Raw genomic sequence first — 19,285 nt, 5'->3', positions numbered from 1 at the left:
GACGTACCCTCCGGTGTGGGCCGGGGTCCGGCGTGGCACGCGCGCCGGAGCCCCGCGTGGCAGGCCGGTGCGCGCCGTTCCCGCGACAGGTCCGGGCGCGCACCGGCCTGCCGGGTAACCACCCGGTCCCTGCCGTAGCCTGCGATGGTGTCCAGCCAGACCAGCCGCCTGTACCGGCCGATGACCTCGCGCCACCCGTACGAGCCGCACCGCGCCGCCACGCCCCTGGAACTCTTCTTCGACCTGTGCTTCGTGGTCGCCGTCGCCCAGGCGGCGTCGCACCTGCACCACGACGTCACCGAGGGATACGTCGGGCACGGGGTCCTGGGCTACCTGACGGTCTTCTTCGCCATCTGGTGGGCGTGGATGAACTTCAGCTGGTTCGCCTCGGCCTACGACAACGACGACGTGCCGTACCGGCTGACCACGCTGATCCAGATCGCGGGCGCGCTGACCCTGGCCGCGGGCGTGCCCAGCGCCTTCGACGCCGGCAACTTCCTGATCATCACCGTCGGCTACGTGATCATGCGGATGGCCATGGTCGGCCAGTGGCTGCGCGCGGCCCGACAGGATCCACCGCGCCGGGTGACCGCGCTGCGTTTCGCCGTGGGCATCACGCTGGTGCAGATCGGCTGGGTGGCCCGGCTGGCGCTGCCGGACGACCTGCTGCTGCCCGCGTTCTTCGTGCTGGTGGTGTGCGAGCTGGCAGTGCCGCTCTGGGCCGAGCGGGCCGCGCCGACCCAGTGGCACCCGCACCACATCGCCGAGCGGTTCGGCCTGTTCACGCTGATCGTGCTGGGCGAGTCGGTGCTGGCCGCGACGCTGGCGATCGAGTCGGGGCTGGGCGCCGGGCACGACCCGCGCCTGATCGGACTGGCGCTGGCCGGGCTGGTGATCGTGTTCGCGATGTGGTGGCTCTACTTCGACCGGCCCGCCCACGACCTGATCACCTCGACCCGCGCCGGCTTCCGCTGGGGGTACGGCCACTACCTGATCCTGGCCTCGGCTGCCGCCGTCGGCGCCGGGCTGGCCGTGTCGGTCGACTACGACACGCACGCCAGCCACCTGTCCGGCCGGGCCGCGGGCTTGGCCACCGCGATCCCGGTCGCGGTGTTCCTGCTCAGTGTGTGGGTGCTGCAGGTGTGGCCGCGCCAACGGGGACCGGTCACCGTGGCGTATCCGGTGGCCGCGGTGCTGGCGCTGCTGGCGCCGGTGACGGGCGCGCCGGTGCACGTGATCGCGGCCGTGCTGGCGGTGCTGGTCGCGATCGTGGTGGCCACGGGACCTCGTACCGAATAACCGATTCGCCCGACTTTTCGCCCCCGTGCCGAGATCATGGGCATGGGGGTCGAGGCGATGCAGGACACCGTAACCAGGTCGGCACAGGCGCCCGCGCCGACGCCCGGCCGTCGGGGCCGGTTCCGGCGCTGGCTGCTGGCCGGATGGGACCCGACGGTCGGCCCGCACGGGCGGCCCAACCAGCAGCACCGCCCGCACCGCTGGTGGCAGGTCATGTGCCTGACCGGTGTGGACTACTTCTCCACGCTCGGCTACCAGCCCGGCATCGCCGCGCTGGCCGCCGGGGCGCTGTCGCCGATCGCGACGCTGTTCCTGGTGCTGCTGACCCTCGGCGGCGCGCTGCCGGTCTACCGCCGGGTGGCGGTGGAGAGCCCGCACGGCGAGGGCTCGATCGCGATGCTGGAACGCCTGCTCAACTGGTGGGCGGGCAAGCTGCTGGTGCTGGTGCTGCTGGGCTTCCTCGCCACCGACTTCATGATCACCATTACCCTGTCGGCGGCCGACGCCACCGCGCACGTGCTGGAGAACCCGTACGCGCCAGGCTGGCTCAGTGAGGAACGGGTGCTGATCACGCTGGTCCTGATCGGCCTGCTCGGCGCGGTCTTCCTCAAGGGCTTCCGGGAAGCGATCTCCATCGCGGTGGTGCTGGTCGCGGTCTACCTCGCGCTCAACGTCGTGGTGGTGGGCGCGGCGGTCGGGCACGTCATGACCGATCCGGTACGCGTACAGGACTGGCTGAACATCCTGAACGCCGACTACTCCAGTCCGCTGGCGATGGTCGCCCTGTCGGCGCTGGTCTTCCCCAAGCTGGCCCTGGGCCTGTCCGGCTTCGAGACCGGCGTGGCGGTGATGCCGCAGGTCAAAGGCGATCCCGGCGACACCGAGGACCACCCGAAGGGCCGCATCCGGGGCACCCACCGACTGCTCACCACCGCCGCGCTGATCATGAGCGTGTTCCTCATCCTGAGCAGCTTCGCCACCACCGTGCTCATCCCGCCCGCGCAGTTCCAGCCCGGCGGGCAGGCCAACGGCCGCGCCCTGGCCTACCTCGCGCACCAGTACTTCGGCGACGGGTTCGGCACCGTGTACGACATCAGCACCATCAGCATCCTGTGGTTCGCCGGCGCCTCGGCGATGGCGGGACTGCTCAACATCGTGCCGCGCTACCTGCCCCGCTACGGCATGGCGCCGGAGTGGACCCGGGCTGCCCGGCCGCTGACCCTGCTGTTCACCGCCATCGCGTTCGTCATCACCGTCATCTTCGGAGCCGACGTGGACGCCCAGGGCGGCGCGTACGCCACCGGTGTGCTGGTGTTGATGCTGTCCGCGTCGTTCGCCTCGACGCTGGCGGTGCTGCGGCGCGGCCACCGCTTCCAGACGTACGCCTTCGGGCTGATCACGCTGATCTTCGCGTACACCACGGTGGACAACATCGTGGAGCGCCCGGACGGCGTGAAGATCGCGAGCCTGTTCATCCTCGGGATCCTGCTGGCCTCGCTCGCCTCCCGGGTCTGGCGCTCGTTCGAGCTGCGGGCCAGCACCGTCACCTTCGACGACCGGGCGATGATGATCCTGCGCGAGGCGGCCGCCACCGGCGCCGTCCGGATCGTCCCCAACGAACCCGACGCCCGCGACGAGCAGGAGTACAAGGAGAAGCTGCGCGACACCCGACAGGAGACGCACCTGCCCGACGCGCTCATGGCGATCTTCCTGGAGGTGACGCTCACCGACACCTCGGAGTTCGCGGGCGAACTGCGGGTGGAGGGCGAGCGCCGGTTCGGCTACAAGATCCTCAAGGTGGAGAGTCCGGCGATCGCGAACACCATCGCGGCGGTGCTGCTGCAGATCCGCGAGACGACCCACCTGGTGCCGCACGTGTACTTCCACTGGACCGAGGGCAATCCGGTCGGCCACCTGGCCAAGTTCCTCATCTTCGGCGTCGGCGAGATCGCCCCGGTCACCCGCGAAGTCCTGCGCCGCGCCGAACCCGACGCCACCCACCGCCCCCAGGTCCACGTCGGCTGACCGCCCGCCCCGCCGTGCCCCCGCCCCCAAGATCGCGCAAGTGCCGGGCAATCGGGGGTATGAACGGTCAAGATACGCCCGATTGCCCGGCAACTTGAATGACCTTGAACGGCCCCGCCCCGCCCCCGCCCGGTCCGGCCGGGGGGTGGTGGGTGGTCGGGCGGGTCAGTGCGGCGACCAGGCGAAGGCGGGGGTGCGGCGTTCGTTGAAAGCGGCGATGCCCTCGGCCGCCTCACCGCTGGTTCGCATCAGGTCGTGCCAGTAGGACACTCTGGACGCTTCGACCGTGCCGGGCACGCTCGCGTCCACGAACTCCTTTGCCGCGACCTGGGTGAGCAGCGAACGCTCGGCCAGGCGCGCGGCGAAGGCGGCGACGCGGTCGGCCAACTGCGCCACCGGGTGCAGCTCGTCGATCAGGCCGATGCGCAGGGCGCGCTCGGCGTCGATCAGGTCTGCGGAGTACAGCAGGTGCTTGGTCGCCGACGGGCCGATCAGCGCGACCAGGCGAGCCGTGGTCGAGGCCGGATAGACGATGCCCAGCCGGGCCGGGGTGACCCCGAACCGGGTGCCCTCGGCGGCGAAGCGCAGGTCGCAGGCGGCGGCGAGCTGGCAGCCGCCGCCGACGCAGTCACCCTCGATCGCGGCCAGCGTCGGCTTCGGGAACGCGGCCAGCGCCTGCTCGGCGCGTACCGCCAGACTCTGCTCGCCCTCGGCGACCAGTCGGTCGACCTCGGTGATGTCGGCCCCGGCACAGAACGTGCCCCCGGCGCCGGTCAGCACCAGCACCCGTACCCCCGCGTCGGCGCGCAGCGCCCCCAGCAGCACCGGCAGCGTCGCCCACATGTCGTTGGTCATGGCGTTGCGGCGGGCTGGATTGACGATGGTCAGCGTGGCCACCTGACCGGTCACGTCGAGTTCGAGCCGTGGCGTGTCGATGGCGGCCTCCCCTGAGCGGCGTGCCCGTGGCACGGACTCGCGTCCACCGGCGGCGGGCCGGTGGACGCGAGTCTTTCAGAACTGAACCGTCGTTCGGGAGGTGATCCGGAAGGAATCACACCCCACGACAGCGTCCCGTTGACGTACGCCAACCGCGCACGATGGCGGCGAGCCGGTCGAGGGAGGTGTTCGGCGTGGTGGCACGACGAGCCGGGTCCACGGGATGCCCCGACGGAGTGAAATCCGCGGCGGACCGGTGCCCGGACCCGCGCGGTCGCGGGGCGGCGGGCAGGCGTAGGCAGAGGGCGGCGGCCAGACCGAGGATGGTGCCGGGCAGGAGCCAGGCGAGGCCGTCGGTGGGCCATACCCGCAGGCAGCCGGTGGTCAGCGCGGCCGCGCGCGCCGCGACCACGGTGACGGCCAGCCGGGACGCGGGCTCGCCGCGATCCACCCACCGGCGGGCCATGAGCCCTCCCGAGCCGTCCCGTCGGCTCGTGGGGTGTAGACGGACGCGGCAGGCGGACGGCGCGCACGCGTGCCAGAATGCCCGCCATGACAACGGAGTCACCGAAGGTCGTGTCGATCGCCTGGGGCATCGTCGAGGTCGAGGGCGTGGGCCGTTTCCGCGACGTGATGCTCTATCCGGGCGGTGCGCGAGAGTGGGACTGGGGCGCCACCGGCACCCACCACTTCCCCGGCGTACAGCCCTCCGACGTGGTGGACCTGGTCGAGGCGGGAGCCACCGTGATAGTGCTCTCCCGGGGCATGGACCTGCGCCTGCACGTGATGCCCGAGACCGAGCAGGCTCTGCATGCACAAGGGGTGACGGTCCACATCGTACAGACCGAGGAGGCGGTACGCCTCTACAACGATCTGGCTGCCGAGGGCACCCCGGTCGGCGCCCTCATCCACTCCACCTGCTGACGTCTCGGCGCGCGGCCGCCGAGTCGAGCACGGCGCCAGGGTGGGGACACACCGTCGAACACGTCCACAAGTTCATGATCAACGTGGGAAGTGAAGAGCCGGGGGGGGGGGGGGGGGCCCCCCCCCCCCCCCCGGGGGGGGGGGGGGGGGGGGGGGGGGGGGGCGGGGGGGGGGGGGGCGCCGCCGGGCGCGGGAACGCGCCCACCCGGCTCTCGGGGGTCAGAGCGGGCGGATGTTGGCCGCCTGCGGGCCCTTCTGCCCCTGGGTGATCTCGAACTCGACCCGCTGGTTCTCATCCAGGCTGCGGTAGCCGCTGGACTGGATGGCGGAGAAGTGGGCGAACACGTCCGCGCCCCCGCCGTCAGGGGTGATGAAGCCGAAGCCCTTTTCCGCGTTGAACCATTTCACGGTGCCGACAGCCATGTCTGATACTCCTTGTTGAGGCTGCTTGTTTCGCCTTCGCCGCTCCGCAGCACAGACGGCGCCCGGGTCGGTTTCCCCGCGGGCGCTCGGTCGGGTATACGGGAGGTGATGGCTATAACGGGGCGAATGTAACACGAATCCGCAAGCCTGTGGGGCTAGCGTGCCACGTGTCGAAAATCGCGGCACCACCGGGTGACAGATTCCGCCCGGCGTGCCCTCGGCCGCAAGGTCGCTGACCTCGCCGACCACGGGCGCGGCCTGTCGGAATCCCGCCAGGCCGCGCCCGCGGCGATTTCGATGTCAGGGCGCGTCGGCCAGAGACGGTTCGGCGGGCGCGTCGACGGTACGGCGGGGGCCGGTGAACCACTTGTGGGCCGACAGCACCCACCACAGGCCGATCAGCACCATCACGCTGCCCACCGCGATCGGCGCGTAGTTGACCGCGGCCCAGTCGAATCCGTCGCTGAACGGCACGCCCGCGGGCACGGTCGGCAGGACGAAGTAGATCGAGATGACGATGATCTCGATGGCGGCGATCCAGCCGAGCACCTTGTACCGCCTGCCCAGCGTCCACGGGCCGGGGACGAAGCGGTCACCCGCGCGCAGGCGCAGCAGGATCGGGATGAGGAAGGCCAGGTACAGCCCGATCACCGCGACCGAGACGACGGCGTAGAAGGCGATCGGGGCGCCGTTCTTCTGGTACAGCGCGGGCAGGGTGAGCAGCATGCCCGCGACGCAGCCGGCCACGACCGCCCAGACCGGGGTGCCGTTGCGGTCCAGCCGGGTCCACAGCCGCCACCCGGGCACCGCGCCGTCGCGGCTGAACGCGTACGTCATCCGGCTCATCGAGGTCACGCAGCTCATCCCGCAGAAGAACTGCCCGACCGTGGAGATGATGATGACGGCCTTGAAGTAGCCCGCCGACAGCGCGCCCTGCAGCAGCGCCCCGACGAAGCCGTAGTTCTCGGTCAGCTTGGCCGGATCCTGGACCGCGAACAGGAACGCCAGCAGCAGGATCCAGCCGCCGACGGCGGAGTAGAAGATGGAGCGCCACAGCGCCTTGGCGGCGTTGAGCGCGGCGCCCTTGGTCTCCTCGGCGACGTGCGCGCAGGCGTCGAACCCGGTGATGGTGTACTGCGTGAGCAGGCCGCCCAGGGGCAGCACGTACAGCCAGAAGCCCAGGCCGGAGGCGTTGTTGCCGAAGAAGCCGTTGGCGTTGACCGTGTCGGTGAAGACGAACGAGGCGCTCTGGTGCTTGCTCGGCACCGCGATCAGGATGGCCACGACCACCACGACCCCGAAGACGTGCCACCACACCGACACGTTCTGGAGCGTGTCGATGATCCGCGCGCCGAAGATGTTGATCAGGGCGTGCAGCACCAGGATGACCACGAACAGCCCGAATGCCTGGTGGAACGTGCCCGCCCAGCCGTCGACGGTGTTGGCCAGCACCAGGTTGAGGAAGGTGGCGCAGCCGTAGTCGACCGACGCGGTGACCGCGACCAGGCCGATCAGGTTGAACCAGCCGGTGAACCAGCCGTGCACCGGCTTGCCCAGCGTGGCGGCCCACCAGTAGATGCCGCCCGCGGTCGGGTACGCCGAGACGAGTTCGGACAGGCACAGCCCGATGACGAGGATGAACGCCGAGATGATCGGCCAGCCCCAGGAGATGGCGATCGGGCCGCCGTTCATCCAGGCCTGGCCGAACGTGGTGAAGCAGCCGGCCAGGATGGAGATGATCGAGAACGAGATGGCGAAGTTGGAGAACCCGCTCCAACCCCGGTGCAGCTCCTGTTTGTAGCCGAGCTCCGCCAACCGGGCGGAATCGGCGTCGACGACGGACGGCGCGGGCTCGGTCATGGCGACTCCCTGGCAGGTCAGCGCGGTTGGCGAGCGTGAATGCGCAGAGTCTTCGCCTTACAGTGACACATGGCAATACTCCGTTGAGACGCTTTCGCGTTCGCTCCCCGGGTGCTACGCCTACCCGGCGTTCGACAGGCTGGGGGCAGGCAGGCCGGAATTGCCGCCCCCGGGCACGACGACGCCCGCGTACACGTAGTAGATGACGGTCACCAGGATCATCGTGATCACGAAGGCGAGGAGCCAGCCGAGCGCGGCGGCGGTCTTGGGGTGGCGCTGGCTGAGGCGGGTGCGGTCGGCCCAGCGCCAGTACACCCCGGCCACGGCGCGCCACCAGCCGAGCCCGCGGACCCACTTCGAGAGTCGCCAGCGCAGAGTGGTGCGCGACTGCGCGTCCGGATTGCGCATCCACTCGGGAAGTTCGCTCTGTGGGGATGTCATACCGCGCATTGTGCGATAACGGCACGACTCCACGCTGCCCCGTTTTCCGGCGGACGGTGCGCTCGGGCCGCAGATTATGCATATATATCCGGCCTGTCATCGCAGACCGACCGCCCGCTTCTGCTTACCTGGATTACCAGCTCATCCCGAGCCACCCGAGCAGGAGGGCGCCCATGCCGCTGATCCGAGCCGCGCTGGTCCAGACCAGCTGGACCGGCGACAAGGAATCCATGATCCAGGCGCACGAGGAGTACGCGCGCCAGGCCGCGGCCCAGGGCGCCCAGGTGATCTGCTTCCAGGAGCTGTTCTACGGCCCCTACTTCTGCCAGGTGCAGGACCCGCAGTTCTACGCCTACGCCGAGGCGGTGCCCGGCCCGACGGTCGAACGGTTCCAGGAGCTGGCCCGGCAGCTGCGGCTGGTCGTGATCCTGCCGGTGTACGAGCAGGAGCAGCCCGGCGTCCTCTACAACACCGCCGCCGTCATCGACGCCGACGGCCGCTACCTCGGCAAGTACCGCAAGACGCACATTCCGCAGCTCAAGGGCTTCTGGGAGAAGTTCTACTTCCGCCCCGGCAACCTGGGCTACCCGGTGTTCGACACCGCGGTCGGCCGAATCGGCGTCTACATCTGCTACGACCGGCACTTCCCGGAGGGCTGGCGGGCGCTGGGGCTGGCCGGAGCCAGGATCGTGTTCAACCCGTCGGCGACCAGCCGCGGGCTGTCGTCGTACCTGTGGCAGCTGGAGCAGCCCGCCGCGGCGGTGGCCAACGAGTACTTCATCGGCGCGATCAACCGGGTCGGCGTCGAGGAGTACGGCGACAACGACTTCTACGGCACGTCCTACTTCGTCGACCCGCAGGGGCAGCTGGTCGGCGGGGCCGCCGACGGGCACGCGCCGGAGCTGGTGGTGCGCGACCTGGACCTGGACCTGCTGACCGAGGTGCGCGACCGCTGGCAGTTCTACCGCGATCGGCGCCCCGACGCGTACAGCCCCCTCACCCAGGCGTAGGAGATCAGTGATGTCCCTGCTGGTCAAGGGCGGCACGGTGGTCTCGGCCACCGGCCCGTTCAAGGCGGACGTGCTCGTCGAGGGTGAGCGGATCGCCGCCCTGTTCGAACCCGACCACACTCCGGCCCTGCCGGACGCCCGGATCGTCGACGCGACCGACCGCTACGTCATCCCGGGCGGCGTGGACGTGCACACCCACATGGAGCTGCCGTTCGGCGGCACGGCGGCATCGGACACGTTCGAGACCGGCACCCGCGCGGCCGCGTACGGCGGCACCACCACGATCATCGACTTCGCGGTGCAGCGTACCGGCGAGGACGTGCGCGACGGGCTGGCCGCCTGGCACGCCAAGGCCGACGGCAACTGCCACATCGACTACGGCTTCCACATGATCGTCGGCGGAGTCGACGACGAGGCGCTCAAGGCGATGGACCACCTGGCCGCCCGCGAGGGCGTGACCAGCTTCAAGCTGTTCATGGCGTACCCCGGCGTGTTCTACAGCGACGACGGTCAGATCCTGCGCGCCATGCAGCAGGCCCGCCACGACGGCACAATGATCATGATGCACGCCGAGAACGGCCTGGCCATCGACGTGCTGGTGCGCCAGGCCCTGGCTCGCGGCGAGACCGAACCGCTCTACCACGGCCTGACCCGCCCCGCCGAGCTGGAGGCCGAGGCGACCCGGCGGGCGATCTCGCTGGCCGACGTCGCGGGCGACACCCCGCTCTACATCGTGCACCTGTCCGCCTCGACGGCCCTGGCGGCCGTGTCGCAGGCACGCGAGCAGGGCCGCAACGTCTTCGCCGAGACCTGCCCGCAGTACCTCTACCTCACCCTGGAGGACCAGCTCGGCGCGCCCGGCTTCGAGGGCGCCAAGTGGGTCTGCTCCACGCCGCTGCGCTCCAAGCACGAGCCGCACCACCGCGACCTGTGGCGCGGCCTGCGCACCAACGACCTGGCCGTGGTCTCCACCGACCACTGCCCGTTCTGCTTCAAGGAGCAGAAGGAGCTGGGTCTGGGCGACTTCTCGAAGATCCCGAACGGCATCGGCGGCGTCGAGCACCGCGTCGACCTGCTCTACCAGGGCGTGGTCGACGGCAAGCTGTCACCGGCCCGCTGGGTGGAGACGCTGTCGACCACACCCGCGCGGATGTTCGGGCTGTACCCGCGCAAGGGCGTGCTGGCCCCGGGCTCCGACGCCGACATCGTCGTCTATGACCCGCACGGCCACACCCGCATCAGCGCGCAGACCCATCACATGAACATGGACCACTCCGCGTACGAGGGGTTCGAGGTCGCCGGGCGGGTGGAGACTGTCATCTCCCGGGGCCGGGTGCTGCTGGCGCACGGGCAGTACCACGGGCACGCCGGGCACGGCCGCTACCAGCCGCGCGGGCTGTCGACCTACCTGCGCTGAGGCTGCGCTGAACGAACAGGGGGACACAGTGGATGTAGGAGTGGTCTTCCAGCTCGACCCGCCCGCCCGGCGGATCGTGGAGCTGGCGCGGCGGGCCGAGGCGGGCGGGTTCAGTCACATCTGGTCGTTCGACTCGCACGTGCTGTGGCAGGAGCCGTACGTCATCTACAGCGCGATCCTGGCCGCGACCGAGCGGGTGGTCGTCGGGCCGATGGTGACCAACCCCGGCACCCGCGACGCCACCGTCACCGCCAGCACCTTCGCCACCCTCAACGAGCTGTACGGCAACCGGACCGTGTGCGGCATCGGCCGTGGCGACTCGGCCGTACGCACCCTCGGCCTGCCCCCGATCGACCTGTCCCACCTGCGCGAATCGGTCGAGGTGATCCGCGAACTCGCCAACGGCCGATCGGTCCGCTTCCGCGGCGCCGACCTGCGCCTGCCCTGGGTCAAGGAGTCGTCGCTGGAGGTCTGGGTCGCCGCGTACGGCCCGAAGGCGCTCGCGCTGACCGGCGAGGTCGCCGACGGGTACATCCTGCAGCTGGCCGACCTCGACATCACCGCCTGGATGATCGCCGCCGTACGCCGGGCCGCCGAGAAGGCCGGGCGCGACCCGCTGTCGATCAAGATCTGCGTGGCCGCCCCGGCGTACGTCGGCGACGACCTGGCCCACCAGCGCGAGCAGACCCGCTGGTTCGGCGGCATGGTCGGCAACCACATCGCCGACATCGTGCGCCGCTACGGCGACACCGGCGCGGTGCCGCACGCGCTGGTCGAGTACATCGCCGGCCGCAAGGGCTACGACTACGCCGAACACGGCCGGGCCAGCCACCGCGGCATCGACTACGTCTCCGACGCCATCGTGGACCGCTTCTGCGTGCTCGGCCCCGCGAGCGCACACATCGAGAAGCTGACCGCGCTACGCGAACTCGGCGTCCACCAGTTCGCCGTCTACCTGCAGCACGACGACATGGAGCACACCCTCGACGCCTACGCCACCGACATCATCCCCGCCCTCCGCACCATGCACTGAGGACGCACCATGCACTGAGGACGCACCATGCACTGAGGAAAGTGAAGGGCCCCTTCTTATCGCTTTCCGTAGAAGAAGGGCCCCTTCTCAACCAGCCTGCTCAGGCGGGGGCGGCGTGGCGGGCGCGCAGGCGGGCCAGGGCGGGCGGGTGCACGTTGGCGAGGGTGAGGTCCCCGGCGTAGTGGGCCAGCACGCGACGGTCCATGAGGTGGCGCCACAGCGGCGGCACCAGGGCCGCCAGGATCATCGTGGCGTACCCGGCGGGCAGCTGCGGCGAGCTGCCGAAGCTGCGCAGCACCTGGTATCGCCGCAGCGGATTGGCATGGTGGTCGCTGTGCCGCTGCAACTGGAACAGGAACACGTTGGTGACGATCCGGTCGCTGTTCCAGCTGTGCTTCGGATCGACCTTGTCGGGGCGCCCGGCCGCGTTGAGCGGCCGGGCCAGCCCGTAGTGCTCCAGGTAGTTGACGACCTCCAGCAGCCCGAACCCGACCACCGCCTGCGCGACGAGCAGCACCAGCGCGTACGGCCCGAACACCGCCACCAGCACGGCGTACAGCGCGACGGTCATCGCCCAGGCGTTGAGCACGTCGTTGCGCACCGTCCACGGCGAACGGCCGCGCAGCCGGTGCCGGTCGGCCTCCAGGTGCCAGGCCGAACGCAGGCTGCCCAGCACGGTACGCGGCAGGAACGCCCAGAAGCTCTCCCCCAGCCGCGCGCTAGCCGGGTCCTGCGGCGTGGCCACCCGTACGTGGTGACCCCGGTTGTGCTCGACGTAGAAGTGCCCGTACGCGCTGGGCGCCAAAGCGATCTTGGACAGCCACCGCTCCAGCCGCTCGCGCTTGTGGCCCAGCTCGTGCGCGGTGTTGATGGCGATGCCGGAGACGATGCCGATGCTGAGCACCAGCCCGAGCGAGGGCAGCGGACCGAGGTCGGCGTTGGTCCACACGTGGCAGCAGACGACCAGCGACACGTACTGCAGTGGCAGATAGAGGTAGGTCAGGCCGCGGTAGTAGCGCATCCGCTGCAGCCGGGGCACGTCCTGCTCGGGCGGGTTGTCCCGGGTGTCGCCGAAGAGCAGGTCGACGGTGGGGATGAAGACGAAGACCGCGAACGGGGCCAGCCACCAGCCCCAGTCGTGGCCGCCGCGCCAGAGCAGCCAGCCGTGCAGCGGGAGCGTGGGCACGATCAGCGCCAACGGCCAGAGGTACTTGCGGGGGTCGCGCCATGCGGCCGCGTCGCTCATGTCCGCCTCCGAGGGAGTTTCGTGCCCTCGACTGTCACATGATCATCGACTCTTGACAATCACGAGTTTTCTGTAAACTCCTGGGATGACTCATGGTCTCTCCCGCCTGCGACCGGCCGAACGCGACACCACCCGCGCCGCGATCGTCGCCGCCGCCCGGAAGCTGGCCGTCTCCCAAGGCTGGGCCACGGTGCGGATGGCGCAGGTCGCCGAGCTGGCCGGGGTCAGCCGGCAGACCGTCTACAACGAGTTCGGCGGTCGGTCGGGGCTGGCCGACGCGCTGGCCCAGGCTGAGGTGGACGCGTTCACGGCGGGGCTGCGCGAGGTCCTGTTCGGCCACGGCGGGCAGGTGCGGGACGCGATCGCCGCCACGGTCCGGTTCGCGCTGACCGAGGCGCGGCGCAATACCCTGGTCGCCGCCATCCGGTCGCACGGCGGGGCGGATCCGCTGCTGGCGTACCTGACCACCCGCGCCGAGGTGGTGCTGGCGACGGCGGCGGTGCCGCTACTGGAGTGGGTGTCCGCGTACGACGGCCGCCTGACGCCCGAGCGGGTGGCTTTCGCCGTGGACACCGTGATCCGGCTCGTGGTCAGCCACGTGGTGCTGCCGCTGTCCCCGGTGGAGCAGACCGCTGACGGCATCGCCGACCTGGTCATGCTCCTGCTGCACGCCTGAACCCCGCCGCGCGGGGCAGGCGGGCCGCGCGCCACGCTCGCGTTTTGTCCATGTTCGCCGGTCTGCGCCAGTAAACTGACGGCGACAGCACCGGCCGTCCGCCGGAACGGCCCGGTGGCGGCCTGACAGGACGGGACCGGGTGGTGAAGACCTGGCACATCGTGGCCTCGCTCGCGGCGGCAGTGGTGCTCACCCTGACCGTCGGACTGTCCCCGTCGCGTGGCGCCCCGGCCGACCAGTGTCCGCAACTCGCCCTCGGCTTCACCGAGCGGCAGCGGGCCGACCTGGCGCGAGCCGCCACGTACACCCGCGACTCCGCGCAGCTGCCCGGCCTGATCGCCGCGGTGTTCGTACCCGGTCGCGGTGCCTGGGTGTGCGTGCTGGGCGTATCCGATCTGGAGACCGGACACCCCCTCAACGCCGCCGACCGCTTCCGCATCGCCAGCATCACCAAGACGTTCACCGGCACGGCCGTGCTGCAGCTGGCCGACCGTGGCGAGTTGCGCCTGGACGACCCGCTCAGCCGCTGGGTGGACTGGCCCGACGGCAACGCGATCACGATCCGGCAACTGCTGAACATGACCTCCGGGGTGTACAGCTACACCGACGATCCGCAGTTCATCCAGCGGTACAACGAGGACCCGGAGGGGGCGTTCACCGCCCGCGACGCGCTGGACATCGCGCGGGCGCACGACCCCTACTTCGCGCCCGGGGCGGGCTTCCACTACTCCGACACCAACTACATCCTGTTGGAGCAGGTGGTCGAGAAGATCACCGGCCGTCCGATCGCGGACTGGATCGACCACAACATCCTCGACCCGCTGCACCTGACCAACACGTCGTACCCGGCGACCTCGGCGCTGCCCGCGCCGTTCTCACGGGGGTACGACGCACCGCCGCCCCCGCAGCAGGCGGTGCCCGCCGAGCCCGAGCCGACGCAGCAGCCCGCCACCCCGGCCCCGCAGCCCGGCACCCCGGCCCCGCAGCCCGCCACCCCGGCCCCGCAGCCCGGCACCCCGGCCCCGCAGCCCGCGCCCAGCCCGCAGCCCGGCGCCGCCCCCGGTGCCGCCGCACCGAGCCCCAGCGCGACTCCCGGTCCGGCCGCCACCGGACCGAGCCTGGCCGACCTACGCGACGTCACCTACAGCAACCCGAACTACGCCGGTGCCGCCGGGGCGATGGTGTCCAACCTCGCCGACCTGCGCGTATGGGCCAAGGCGCTGGCCGAGGGCAGCCTGCTGTCCGAGACCATGCGCCGCGAGCGCCTGCGCACCGTGCCGCTCGCCGCGAACGCCGGTGTCTCCTACGGCCTGGGCATCGCCGACTGGGGCGGCTGGCTCGGCCACAACGGCACCATCCTGGGCTACAACGCGGCCATGTTCTACGACCCGAAGACGGGTTCGGTCATCATCGTGGAGACCAACCGCTCCTCACTGACCTCCGACGTGGCCACGCCGCTGTTCACCGAACTCGCCAAGACCGTCCCGTCCGGACGCTGACGACCGGTGCGCCCGGACCTGCCTGTTCCCGGTGGCTGGACGCTATTTCCCAGCTTTTGGTAAGCGGCCATCGCCCCGGTCGGCGTCCGCCGATAATGACGTCGTGCCGTCTTCCGCGCTGCCCGATGTCCTGGCCGTGACCCCGGTCGTCCACCGTCCGGACGCGGTGGTCCGCCCGCCGGGCTCCAAGAGCATCACCAACCGGGCGCTGCTGTGCGCGGCGCTGGCCCCCGGTCGCAGCACTCTCACCGGGGTGCTGTTCGCCGACGACACCCGCGCCATGCTCGGCTGCGTCGAGGCGCTGGGCGCCCGGGTCGAGATCGACGAGCAGACCAGCACCGTCATCGTGGACGGCATCGACCCCCGCTCGGCCGCCCCCGCCGCGCTGTACGCGCGCCAGTCCGGCACCACCGCCCGGTTCGTGCTGCCGGTGCTGGCCCTGGGCAGCGCCCGCCGGGTGCTCGACGCCGACCCGCAGCTGCGCGACCGCCCGTTCGGGCCACTGGTCGCCGCGCTGCGCGAGCTGGGTGCCGTGGTCGAGGAGCCGCTGCGCCCCGATCACCTGCCGCTGGCCGTGACCGGGCCGGTGCACGGCGGGCAGACCCGGCTGCCCGGCCACCTCTCCAGCCAGTTCCTGTCCGGGCTGCTGCTGGCGGCCCCGCTGATGCGCGACGGCCTGTCCGTCAAGCTCACCTCGCCGCTGGTGTCGGTGCCGTACGTGACCATGACCGCCGCGGTGATGGCCGCGTTCGGGGTGCGCGTCGACGGGATCGACGACAGGGTCTCGCCGGCGGCTCGTCCCGACGGCCCCCCGGGACGGGTCGACCCACCATTTGCGACGGTCGCCGGGTTGCGGGTCGCGCCGGGCGCCTACCGGCCCGCCGACTTCGCGATCGAGCCCGACGCCAGCGCCGCCTCCTACTTCCTGGCCGCCGCGGCGGTCACCGGCGGCCGGATCACCGTCGCCGGGCTGGGCACCGGCAGCCTGCAGGGCGACGTGCGCTTCGCCGACGTGCTGGAGCGCATGGGCGCCCGGGTCGAGCGCTCCGCCGACCGGATCACCGTGACCGGCACCGACACCCTGCGCGGCGTCGACGTCGACATGGCAGACATCTCCGACACGGCGCAGACCCTGGCCGCCGTCGCCGTATACGCCGACAGCCCGACCCGCGTACGCGGCATCGGCTTCATCCGCAAGAAGGAGACCGACCGGCTCGCGGCGGTCGTCACAGAGCTACGCCGGGCGGGCATCGACGCGGTCGAGCACGAGGACGGCTTCACCGTGAACCCGGGCACCCCCGCGCCGACCAGATTCGCCACCTACGACGACCACCGGATGGCGATGAGCCTGGCGCTGCTGGGACTGCGTACGCCGGGCATCGAGATCGCCGGGCCGCGCTGCGTGAGCAAGACCTACCCGCACTACTTCACCGACCTGGCGGCGGTGCGCGGTTGATCTCGCGGGGCTGATGGGACAGATGGCACGCAAGGGGTGACCACGGGCGGATCGCCCGGTAGCGTGTGCACAGCCGTGCAGTCCGGCGCGGTTTTCCATGTCGTCTGGGAGATGTAGGCACGATGAGCGAGCAGGTCAAGGAGAAGCACGTCGGCCCGTCGGCCGCACGCCGCGCCACCAAGGCACAGCGCCGCGAGGAGCGCATGGCCGTGGCCAAGGCAGCGGCGCGACGCAAGCGGATCCTGTCCGTGATCGGGGCAATCGCGGGCCTCGTGCTGATGGTCGGCTTCGCCTACCTGGTCTTCCCGACGAACAACAAGCCCGACAACGGCAACCTCAGCTCGGTCTCCGGCGACGGCACCACCCAGGACCCGGGCGCGCAGCCCGACCCGAACGCCCAACAGCCGACCGGTGAGTTCCCGCCGCTGCCCGAGGGTGCCGACCCAGCGCTGAAGACCAAGCCCGCCGCGACCAAGGGCGAGGGTGACCTGACCAAGCTCAGCCCGAAGGTGCTGATCGAGGGCAAGGGCGCGGCGGTCAAGTCCGGCGACCACATCACCGTTAACTACGTCGGCGTGTCATACAAGACCGGCGAGGAGTTCGACGCGAGCTGGGGTCGCCAGCAGGCGTTCGACTTCACCATCGGTCAGGGTGCGGTCATCCAGGGCTGGGACCAGGGCCTGCTCGGCATCAAGGTCGGCAGCCGGGTCCAGCTCGACATCCCGTCGGAGATGGCCTACGGCGACAACGGCCAGGTCCCCGGCCCGCTGCGCTTCATCGTCGACATTCTGAAGATCGGCTGAGCGGACCACCCGCGAGACATCCGGCCCCGGTCGGACCGTGCGCTGCCACGCGATGGCACGCCGGTCGGGCCGGGGTCGTTCGTGTTACCGGAAAAATCCCCCATCTCCGGGCAGGTCGGACTAGGGTCGAGCGCAAGCGGGTGGCCGCCCGTGCCGACCGCTGGAGGAGTGTTCGCGATGCCCCGCAAATCGACGTGGGTCGCCGGCGCGCTGCTGTCCGCCGCGGCCGCCGGAGCCGGTCTGCTGGCCTACCGCAAGCGCCGGGCCACCGGGTACGAGCAGCACCTGGAACAGCTCGCCGCGCTCGACAACGGCCGCCACGACACGCCCAAACACAAGAAGGAGCGCACCCCGCGCAAGCTCAAGAAGGCACGCAGTCACGCCGTGTCGGCCGAGAGCCACGCGGGCTCCCACTGGTGAGCACCGGCGGTGCGCCGCCCACGCGGGCGGCGCACCGCGCCGCGTCTCAGCGCACCCGCCGCTCGCCCGCCTCGACCGCCAGCGGCAGCACGTTCTCCGGCGGCGGCAACGGGCACGTGCCGTACTCGGTGAAGGCGCACGGGAGGTTGACCGCCCGGTTGAAGTCCAGCACCACCGTGCCCTCGTCGTCGGGACCGCCGACGGTCAGTGAACGCGCCCCGGAGTGCGTGGTGACACCGCTGGTCGCGTCGCGGAACAGCACCGACAGCTCGCCCTCGCCACCGTCGAACGCGGTCAGCGCGTAGTCGACGCCGTCGACGGCGAAGCGCAGCACGCCTGTTGCCGTCTGCTCGTGGACCAGGCCGGGCACGACCGCCCCCACGGCGACCGTCTGCGGCCGCTCGTACGCCCGGAAGCTGGCCGGGATCACCCAGCGCGAGCTCGGCGTGTACGCCGGAACCCCGGTGAAGCCGACCCGGGTGGGCGCCTGCGGGTCACGCACGCGCAGCGCGTACGCCCCGCCGCGCTGGATCACCTCGAGCTGTCGCTCGCCCACCAGCAGGGTCAGCCCGGCGGCGCCCTCCTGCGGGGTCATCACGACCTCGCCGTCGATGGGCTCACCGCCGTGCGTGAGACCGTCGGCGGGGGTGGCGTAGAGGTGCACACCGTCGGTGTCGGCGCTCCAGCGCCCGGGCACCTGGGGGTAGGCCTGCGGTTGCGCGTCCAGCCAGTGCAGGGCGGTGAGGCTGAGCCACCCGTACGGGCGGCGCAGGGCGTCCTCGCGCCGGGCGTGCCAGTCGGTCCAGTCCTGGATCAACTGCTCCTGATCGACGACCATGGCGATACTGCTCCTCAGGGGTAAGGAGTGGAGTCTTTGCTTCCGTCAGCCGGGCGGGCTGACCGGCAGTCCCGCAGCTTGCCACGCGGCGAAGCCACCGGCAAGATCCGTGGCCCGGTGCAGGCCCAGCTCCCGCAGCGCCGCGGCCGCCAGGGAGGACGTGTAGCCCTCCTGGCAGAAGACCACGACGGGCAGGTCGTAACGGTCGGCCACGCCCAGCCGGGCGTCGCTGCGCGGGTCGAACCGCCACTCGAGCACGTTGCGCTCGACGATGAGCGCCCCGGGGATCTCCCCGTGCGCCGCCCGCTGTGCCGCGGGCCTGATGTCGACCAGGACGGCGCCGCCGTCCCGGGCCGCGGCCGCCTGCTCGGGATCGAGGCGCTCCAGCCCGGCGCGCGCGGCGGCGAGGATCTCGTCGATGCCGCGCGATCCGGGCGGCGCCTGGGTCACCGCGTCGTCCACGCTCACCACTGTGCACCCGCCCGGTCCACCGCCGCCACCCGCAACCGTCCATCCTGGATGCGGTAGCGCGTCATCGTCTGCAGCGCCGGGCCGTAGACGTGCACACTCACCGCGGGCACCGTCCCGGCGTTACCGATCTGATGCAGGTGGTGCGCCCCGAAGCGGCGCCCCGCGCCGGTGGGCAGGGCCGTGCCGAGCAGCCGGGCGGCATCGTCGTCGCCGGTCAGCGTGTACTCGGTCAGCTCGCCGGCGACCACCGTGAACGCTCCGGCGCTGCCGCCGTGGTCGTGCAGGTCGGTCTCCTGGCCGGGCAGCCAGGAGAGCAGCCAGGCCTCGTAGTCGTCGTGCAGGGCGAGGCGGTGGTACCAACGCTGGGCCGGGTCGAAGCGGACGGCCACCGGCCACTGCTGCGGACGTGCCGCGAGCCGGCGCGCGATCTCCAGGAAGTCGCTCATACGGAATCTCTTCATTTCCTAGCGGTCTTATAGGAATTGAAGTCACCCTAGCACGGCCACCA

Annotated in this window: 20 protein-coding genes; 11 read left to right on the top strand and 9 right to left on the bottom strand. The window is 71.1% G+C overall.

Going from position 1 to position 19,285, the window contains the following annotated elements; all coding sequences use genetic code 11:
* The first annotated feature begins 144 nt into the window (after positions 1-144).
* Together KUA19_RS22815 and KUA19_RS22810 are read left to right on the top strand one after the other, a co-directional pair.
* Positions 145-1,299 (top strand): low temperature requirement protein A, encoded by a 1,155-nt coding sequence (locus KUA19_RS22815; protein WP_217398751.1) that lies wholly within the window; start codon positions 145-147, stop codon positions 1,297-1,299.
* Between the two features lie 57 nt (positions 1,300-1,356).
* Entirely contained in the window at positions 1,357-3,324 is a 1,968-nt protein-coding gene (locus tag KUA19_RS22810) for an APC family permease (RefSeq protein ID WP_254549950.1), read from the top strand.
* A 165-nt stretch (positions 3,325-3,489) separates the two neighbouring features.
* Here KUA19_RS22810 and KUA19_RS22805 read toward each other — a convergent pair whose 3' ends face one another.
* The gene (locus KUA19_RS22805) at positions 3,490-4,293 is read right to left on the bottom strand and encodes an enoyl-CoA hydratase/isomerase family protein (RefSeq protein ID WP_308167584.1); all 804 of its coding nucleotides are present in this window, start codon (positions 4,291-4,293) and stop codon (positions 3,490-3,492) included.
* An 82-nt stretch (positions 4,294-4,375) separates the two neighbouring features.
* Entirely contained in the window at positions 4,376-4,726 is a 351-nt protein-coding gene (locus KUA19_RS22800) for a hypothetical protein (protein ID WP_217398749.1), read from the bottom strand.
* A gap of 86 nt (positions 4,727-4,812) precedes the next feature.
* Here KUA19_RS22800 and KUA19_RS22795 point away from each other — a divergent pair, with 86 nt between their 5' ends.
* Positions 4,813-5,184: an Mth938-like domain-containing protein gene (locus tag KUA19_RS22795; RefSeq protein WP_217398747.1), complete on the top strand. Its 372-nt coding sequence runs from the start codon at positions 4,813-4,815 to the stop codon at positions 5,182-5,184.
* Between the two features lie 219 nt (positions 5,185-5,403).
* Here KUA19_RS22795 and cspE read toward each other — a convergent pair whose 3' ends face one another.
* The 3 genes from cspE to KUA19_RS22780 form a co-directional block, all read right to left on the bottom strand.
* Entirely contained in the window at positions 5,404-5,607 is a 204-nt protein-coding gene (gene cspE / locus KUA19_RS22790; protein WP_217398745.1) for a transcription antiterminator/RNA stability regulator CspE, read from the bottom strand.
* Between the two features lie 300 nt (positions 5,608-5,907).
* Complete coding sequence (locus tag KUA19_RS22785) at positions 5,908-7,467, bottom strand: amino acid permease (protein WP_217398743.1); 1,560 nt, start codon at positions 7,465-7,467, stop codon at positions 5,908-5,910.
* A 120-nt stretch (positions 7,468-7,587) separates the two neighbouring features.
* Positions 7,588-7,908: a hypothetical protein gene (locus KUA19_RS22780; RefSeq protein ID WP_217398740.1), complete on the bottom strand. Its 321-nt coding sequence runs from the start codon at positions 7,906-7,908 to the stop codon at positions 7,588-7,590.
* A 173-nt stretch (positions 7,909-8,081) separates the two neighbouring features.
* Between KUA19_RS22780 and KUA19_RS22775 the strand changes: the two genes are divergently transcribed.
* Genes KUA19_RS22775 through KUA19_RS22765 form a run of 3 tightly spaced genes read left to right on the top strand, consistent with a single transcriptional unit; the run spans position 8,082 to position 11,368 of the window.
* Complete coding sequence (locus tag KUA19_RS22775; RefSeq protein ID WP_217398738.1) at positions 8,082-8,918, top strand: nitrilase-related carbon-nitrogen hydrolase; 837 nt, start codon at positions 8,082-8,084, stop codon at positions 8,916-8,918.
* Between the two features lie 10 nt (positions 8,919-8,928).
* Positions 8,929-10,335: a dihydropyrimidinase gene (hydA, locus tag KUA19_RS22770; protein ID WP_217398736.1), complete on the top strand. Its 1,407-nt coding sequence runs from the start codon at positions 8,929-8,931 to the stop codon at positions 10,333-10,335.
* Positions 10,336-10,363: 28 nt separating this feature from the next.
* Entirely contained in the window at positions 10,364-11,368 is a 1,005-nt protein-coding gene (locus tag KUA19_RS22765) for a TIGR03842 family LLM class F420-dependent oxidoreductase (protein ID WP_217398734.1), read from the top strand.
* Between the two features lie 100 nt (positions 11,369-11,468).
* Here KUA19_RS22765 and KUA19_RS22760 read toward each other — a convergent pair whose 3' ends face one another.
* Positions 11,469-12,614, bottom strand: coding sequence for an alkane 1-monooxygenase (locus KUA19_RS22760; protein WP_217398727.1), 1,146 nt, complete (start codon positions 12,612-12,614; stop codon positions 11,469-11,471).
* An 85-nt stretch (positions 12,615-12,699) separates the two neighbouring features.
* Here KUA19_RS22760 and KUA19_RS22755 point away from each other — a divergent pair, with 85 nt between their 5' ends.
* From KUA19_RS22755 to KUA19_RS22735, 5 genes are all read left to right on the top strand, one after another.
* Positions 12,700-13,290, top strand: a complete 591-nt coding sequence (locus tag KUA19_RS22755) for a TetR/AcrR family transcriptional regulator (protein ID WP_217398725.1) — start codon at positions 12,700-12,702, stop codon at positions 13,288-13,290.
* Between the two features lie 143 nt (positions 13,291-13,433).
* Positions 13,434-14,789: a serine hydrolase domain-containing protein gene (locus KUA19_RS22750; protein WP_217398723.1), complete on the top strand. Its 1,356-nt coding sequence runs from the start codon at positions 13,434-13,436 to the stop codon at positions 14,787-14,789.
* Between the two features lie 103 nt (positions 14,790-14,892).
* Positions 14,893-16,245, top strand: a complete 1,353-nt coding sequence (locus KUA19_RS22745) for a 3-phosphoshikimate 1-carboxyvinyltransferase (protein ID WP_308167583.1) — start codon at positions 14,893-14,895, stop codon at positions 16,243-16,245.
* A 122-nt stretch (positions 16,246-16,367) separates the two neighbouring features.
* Positions 16,368-17,048 carry an FKBP-type peptidyl-prolyl cis-trans isomerase gene (locus KUA19_RS22740; RefSeq protein WP_217398721.1) on the top strand — a complete coding sequence of 227 codons (681 nt, stop codon included), beginning with the start codon at positions 16,368-16,370 and terminating at the stop codon, positions 17,046-17,048.
* A gap of 177 nt (positions 17,049-17,225) precedes the next feature.
* A complete protein-coding gene (locus KUA19_RS22735) occupies positions 17,226-17,468 on the top strand; it encodes a hypothetical protein (RefSeq protein WP_217398719.1) in 243 nt (80 codons plus the stop codon).
* Between the two features lie 46 nt (positions 17,469-17,514).
* Here KUA19_RS22735 and KUA19_RS22730 read toward each other — a convergent pair whose 3' ends face one another.
* The 3 genes from KUA19_RS22730 to KUA19_RS22720 are packed head-to-tail and all read right to left on the bottom strand — an operon-like array spanning position 17,515 to position 19,223.
* Positions 17,515-18,306, bottom strand: coding sequence for a DUF1684 domain-containing protein (locus KUA19_RS22730; RefSeq protein ID WP_217398717.1), 792 nt, complete (start codon positions 18,304-18,306; stop codon positions 17,515-17,517).
* A 45-nt stretch (positions 18,307-18,351) separates the two neighbouring features.
* A complete protein-coding gene (locus KUA19_RS22725; RefSeq protein WP_308167582.1) occupies positions 18,352-18,768 on the bottom strand; it encodes a rhodanese-like domain-containing protein in 417 nt (138 codons plus the stop codon).
* A 2-nt stretch (positions 18,769-18,770) separates the two neighbouring features.
* Positions 18,771-19,223 (bottom strand): cysteine dioxygenase, encoded by a 453-nt coding sequence (locus KUA19_RS22720; RefSeq protein ID WP_254549949.1) that lies wholly within the window; start codon positions 19,221-19,223, stop codon positions 18,771-18,773.
* Positions 19,224-19,285: the final 62 nt, after the last annotated feature.

This window comes from Catellatospora tritici (genome assembly GCF_019083965.1).
Lineage (GTDB): Bacteria > Actinomycetota > Actinomycetes > Mycobacteriales > Micromonosporaceae > Catellatospora > Catellatospora tritici.
The sequence above is the reverse complement of the archived record's forward strand: the minus strand, read 5'-3'. Positions and strand labels throughout refer to the sequence as shown.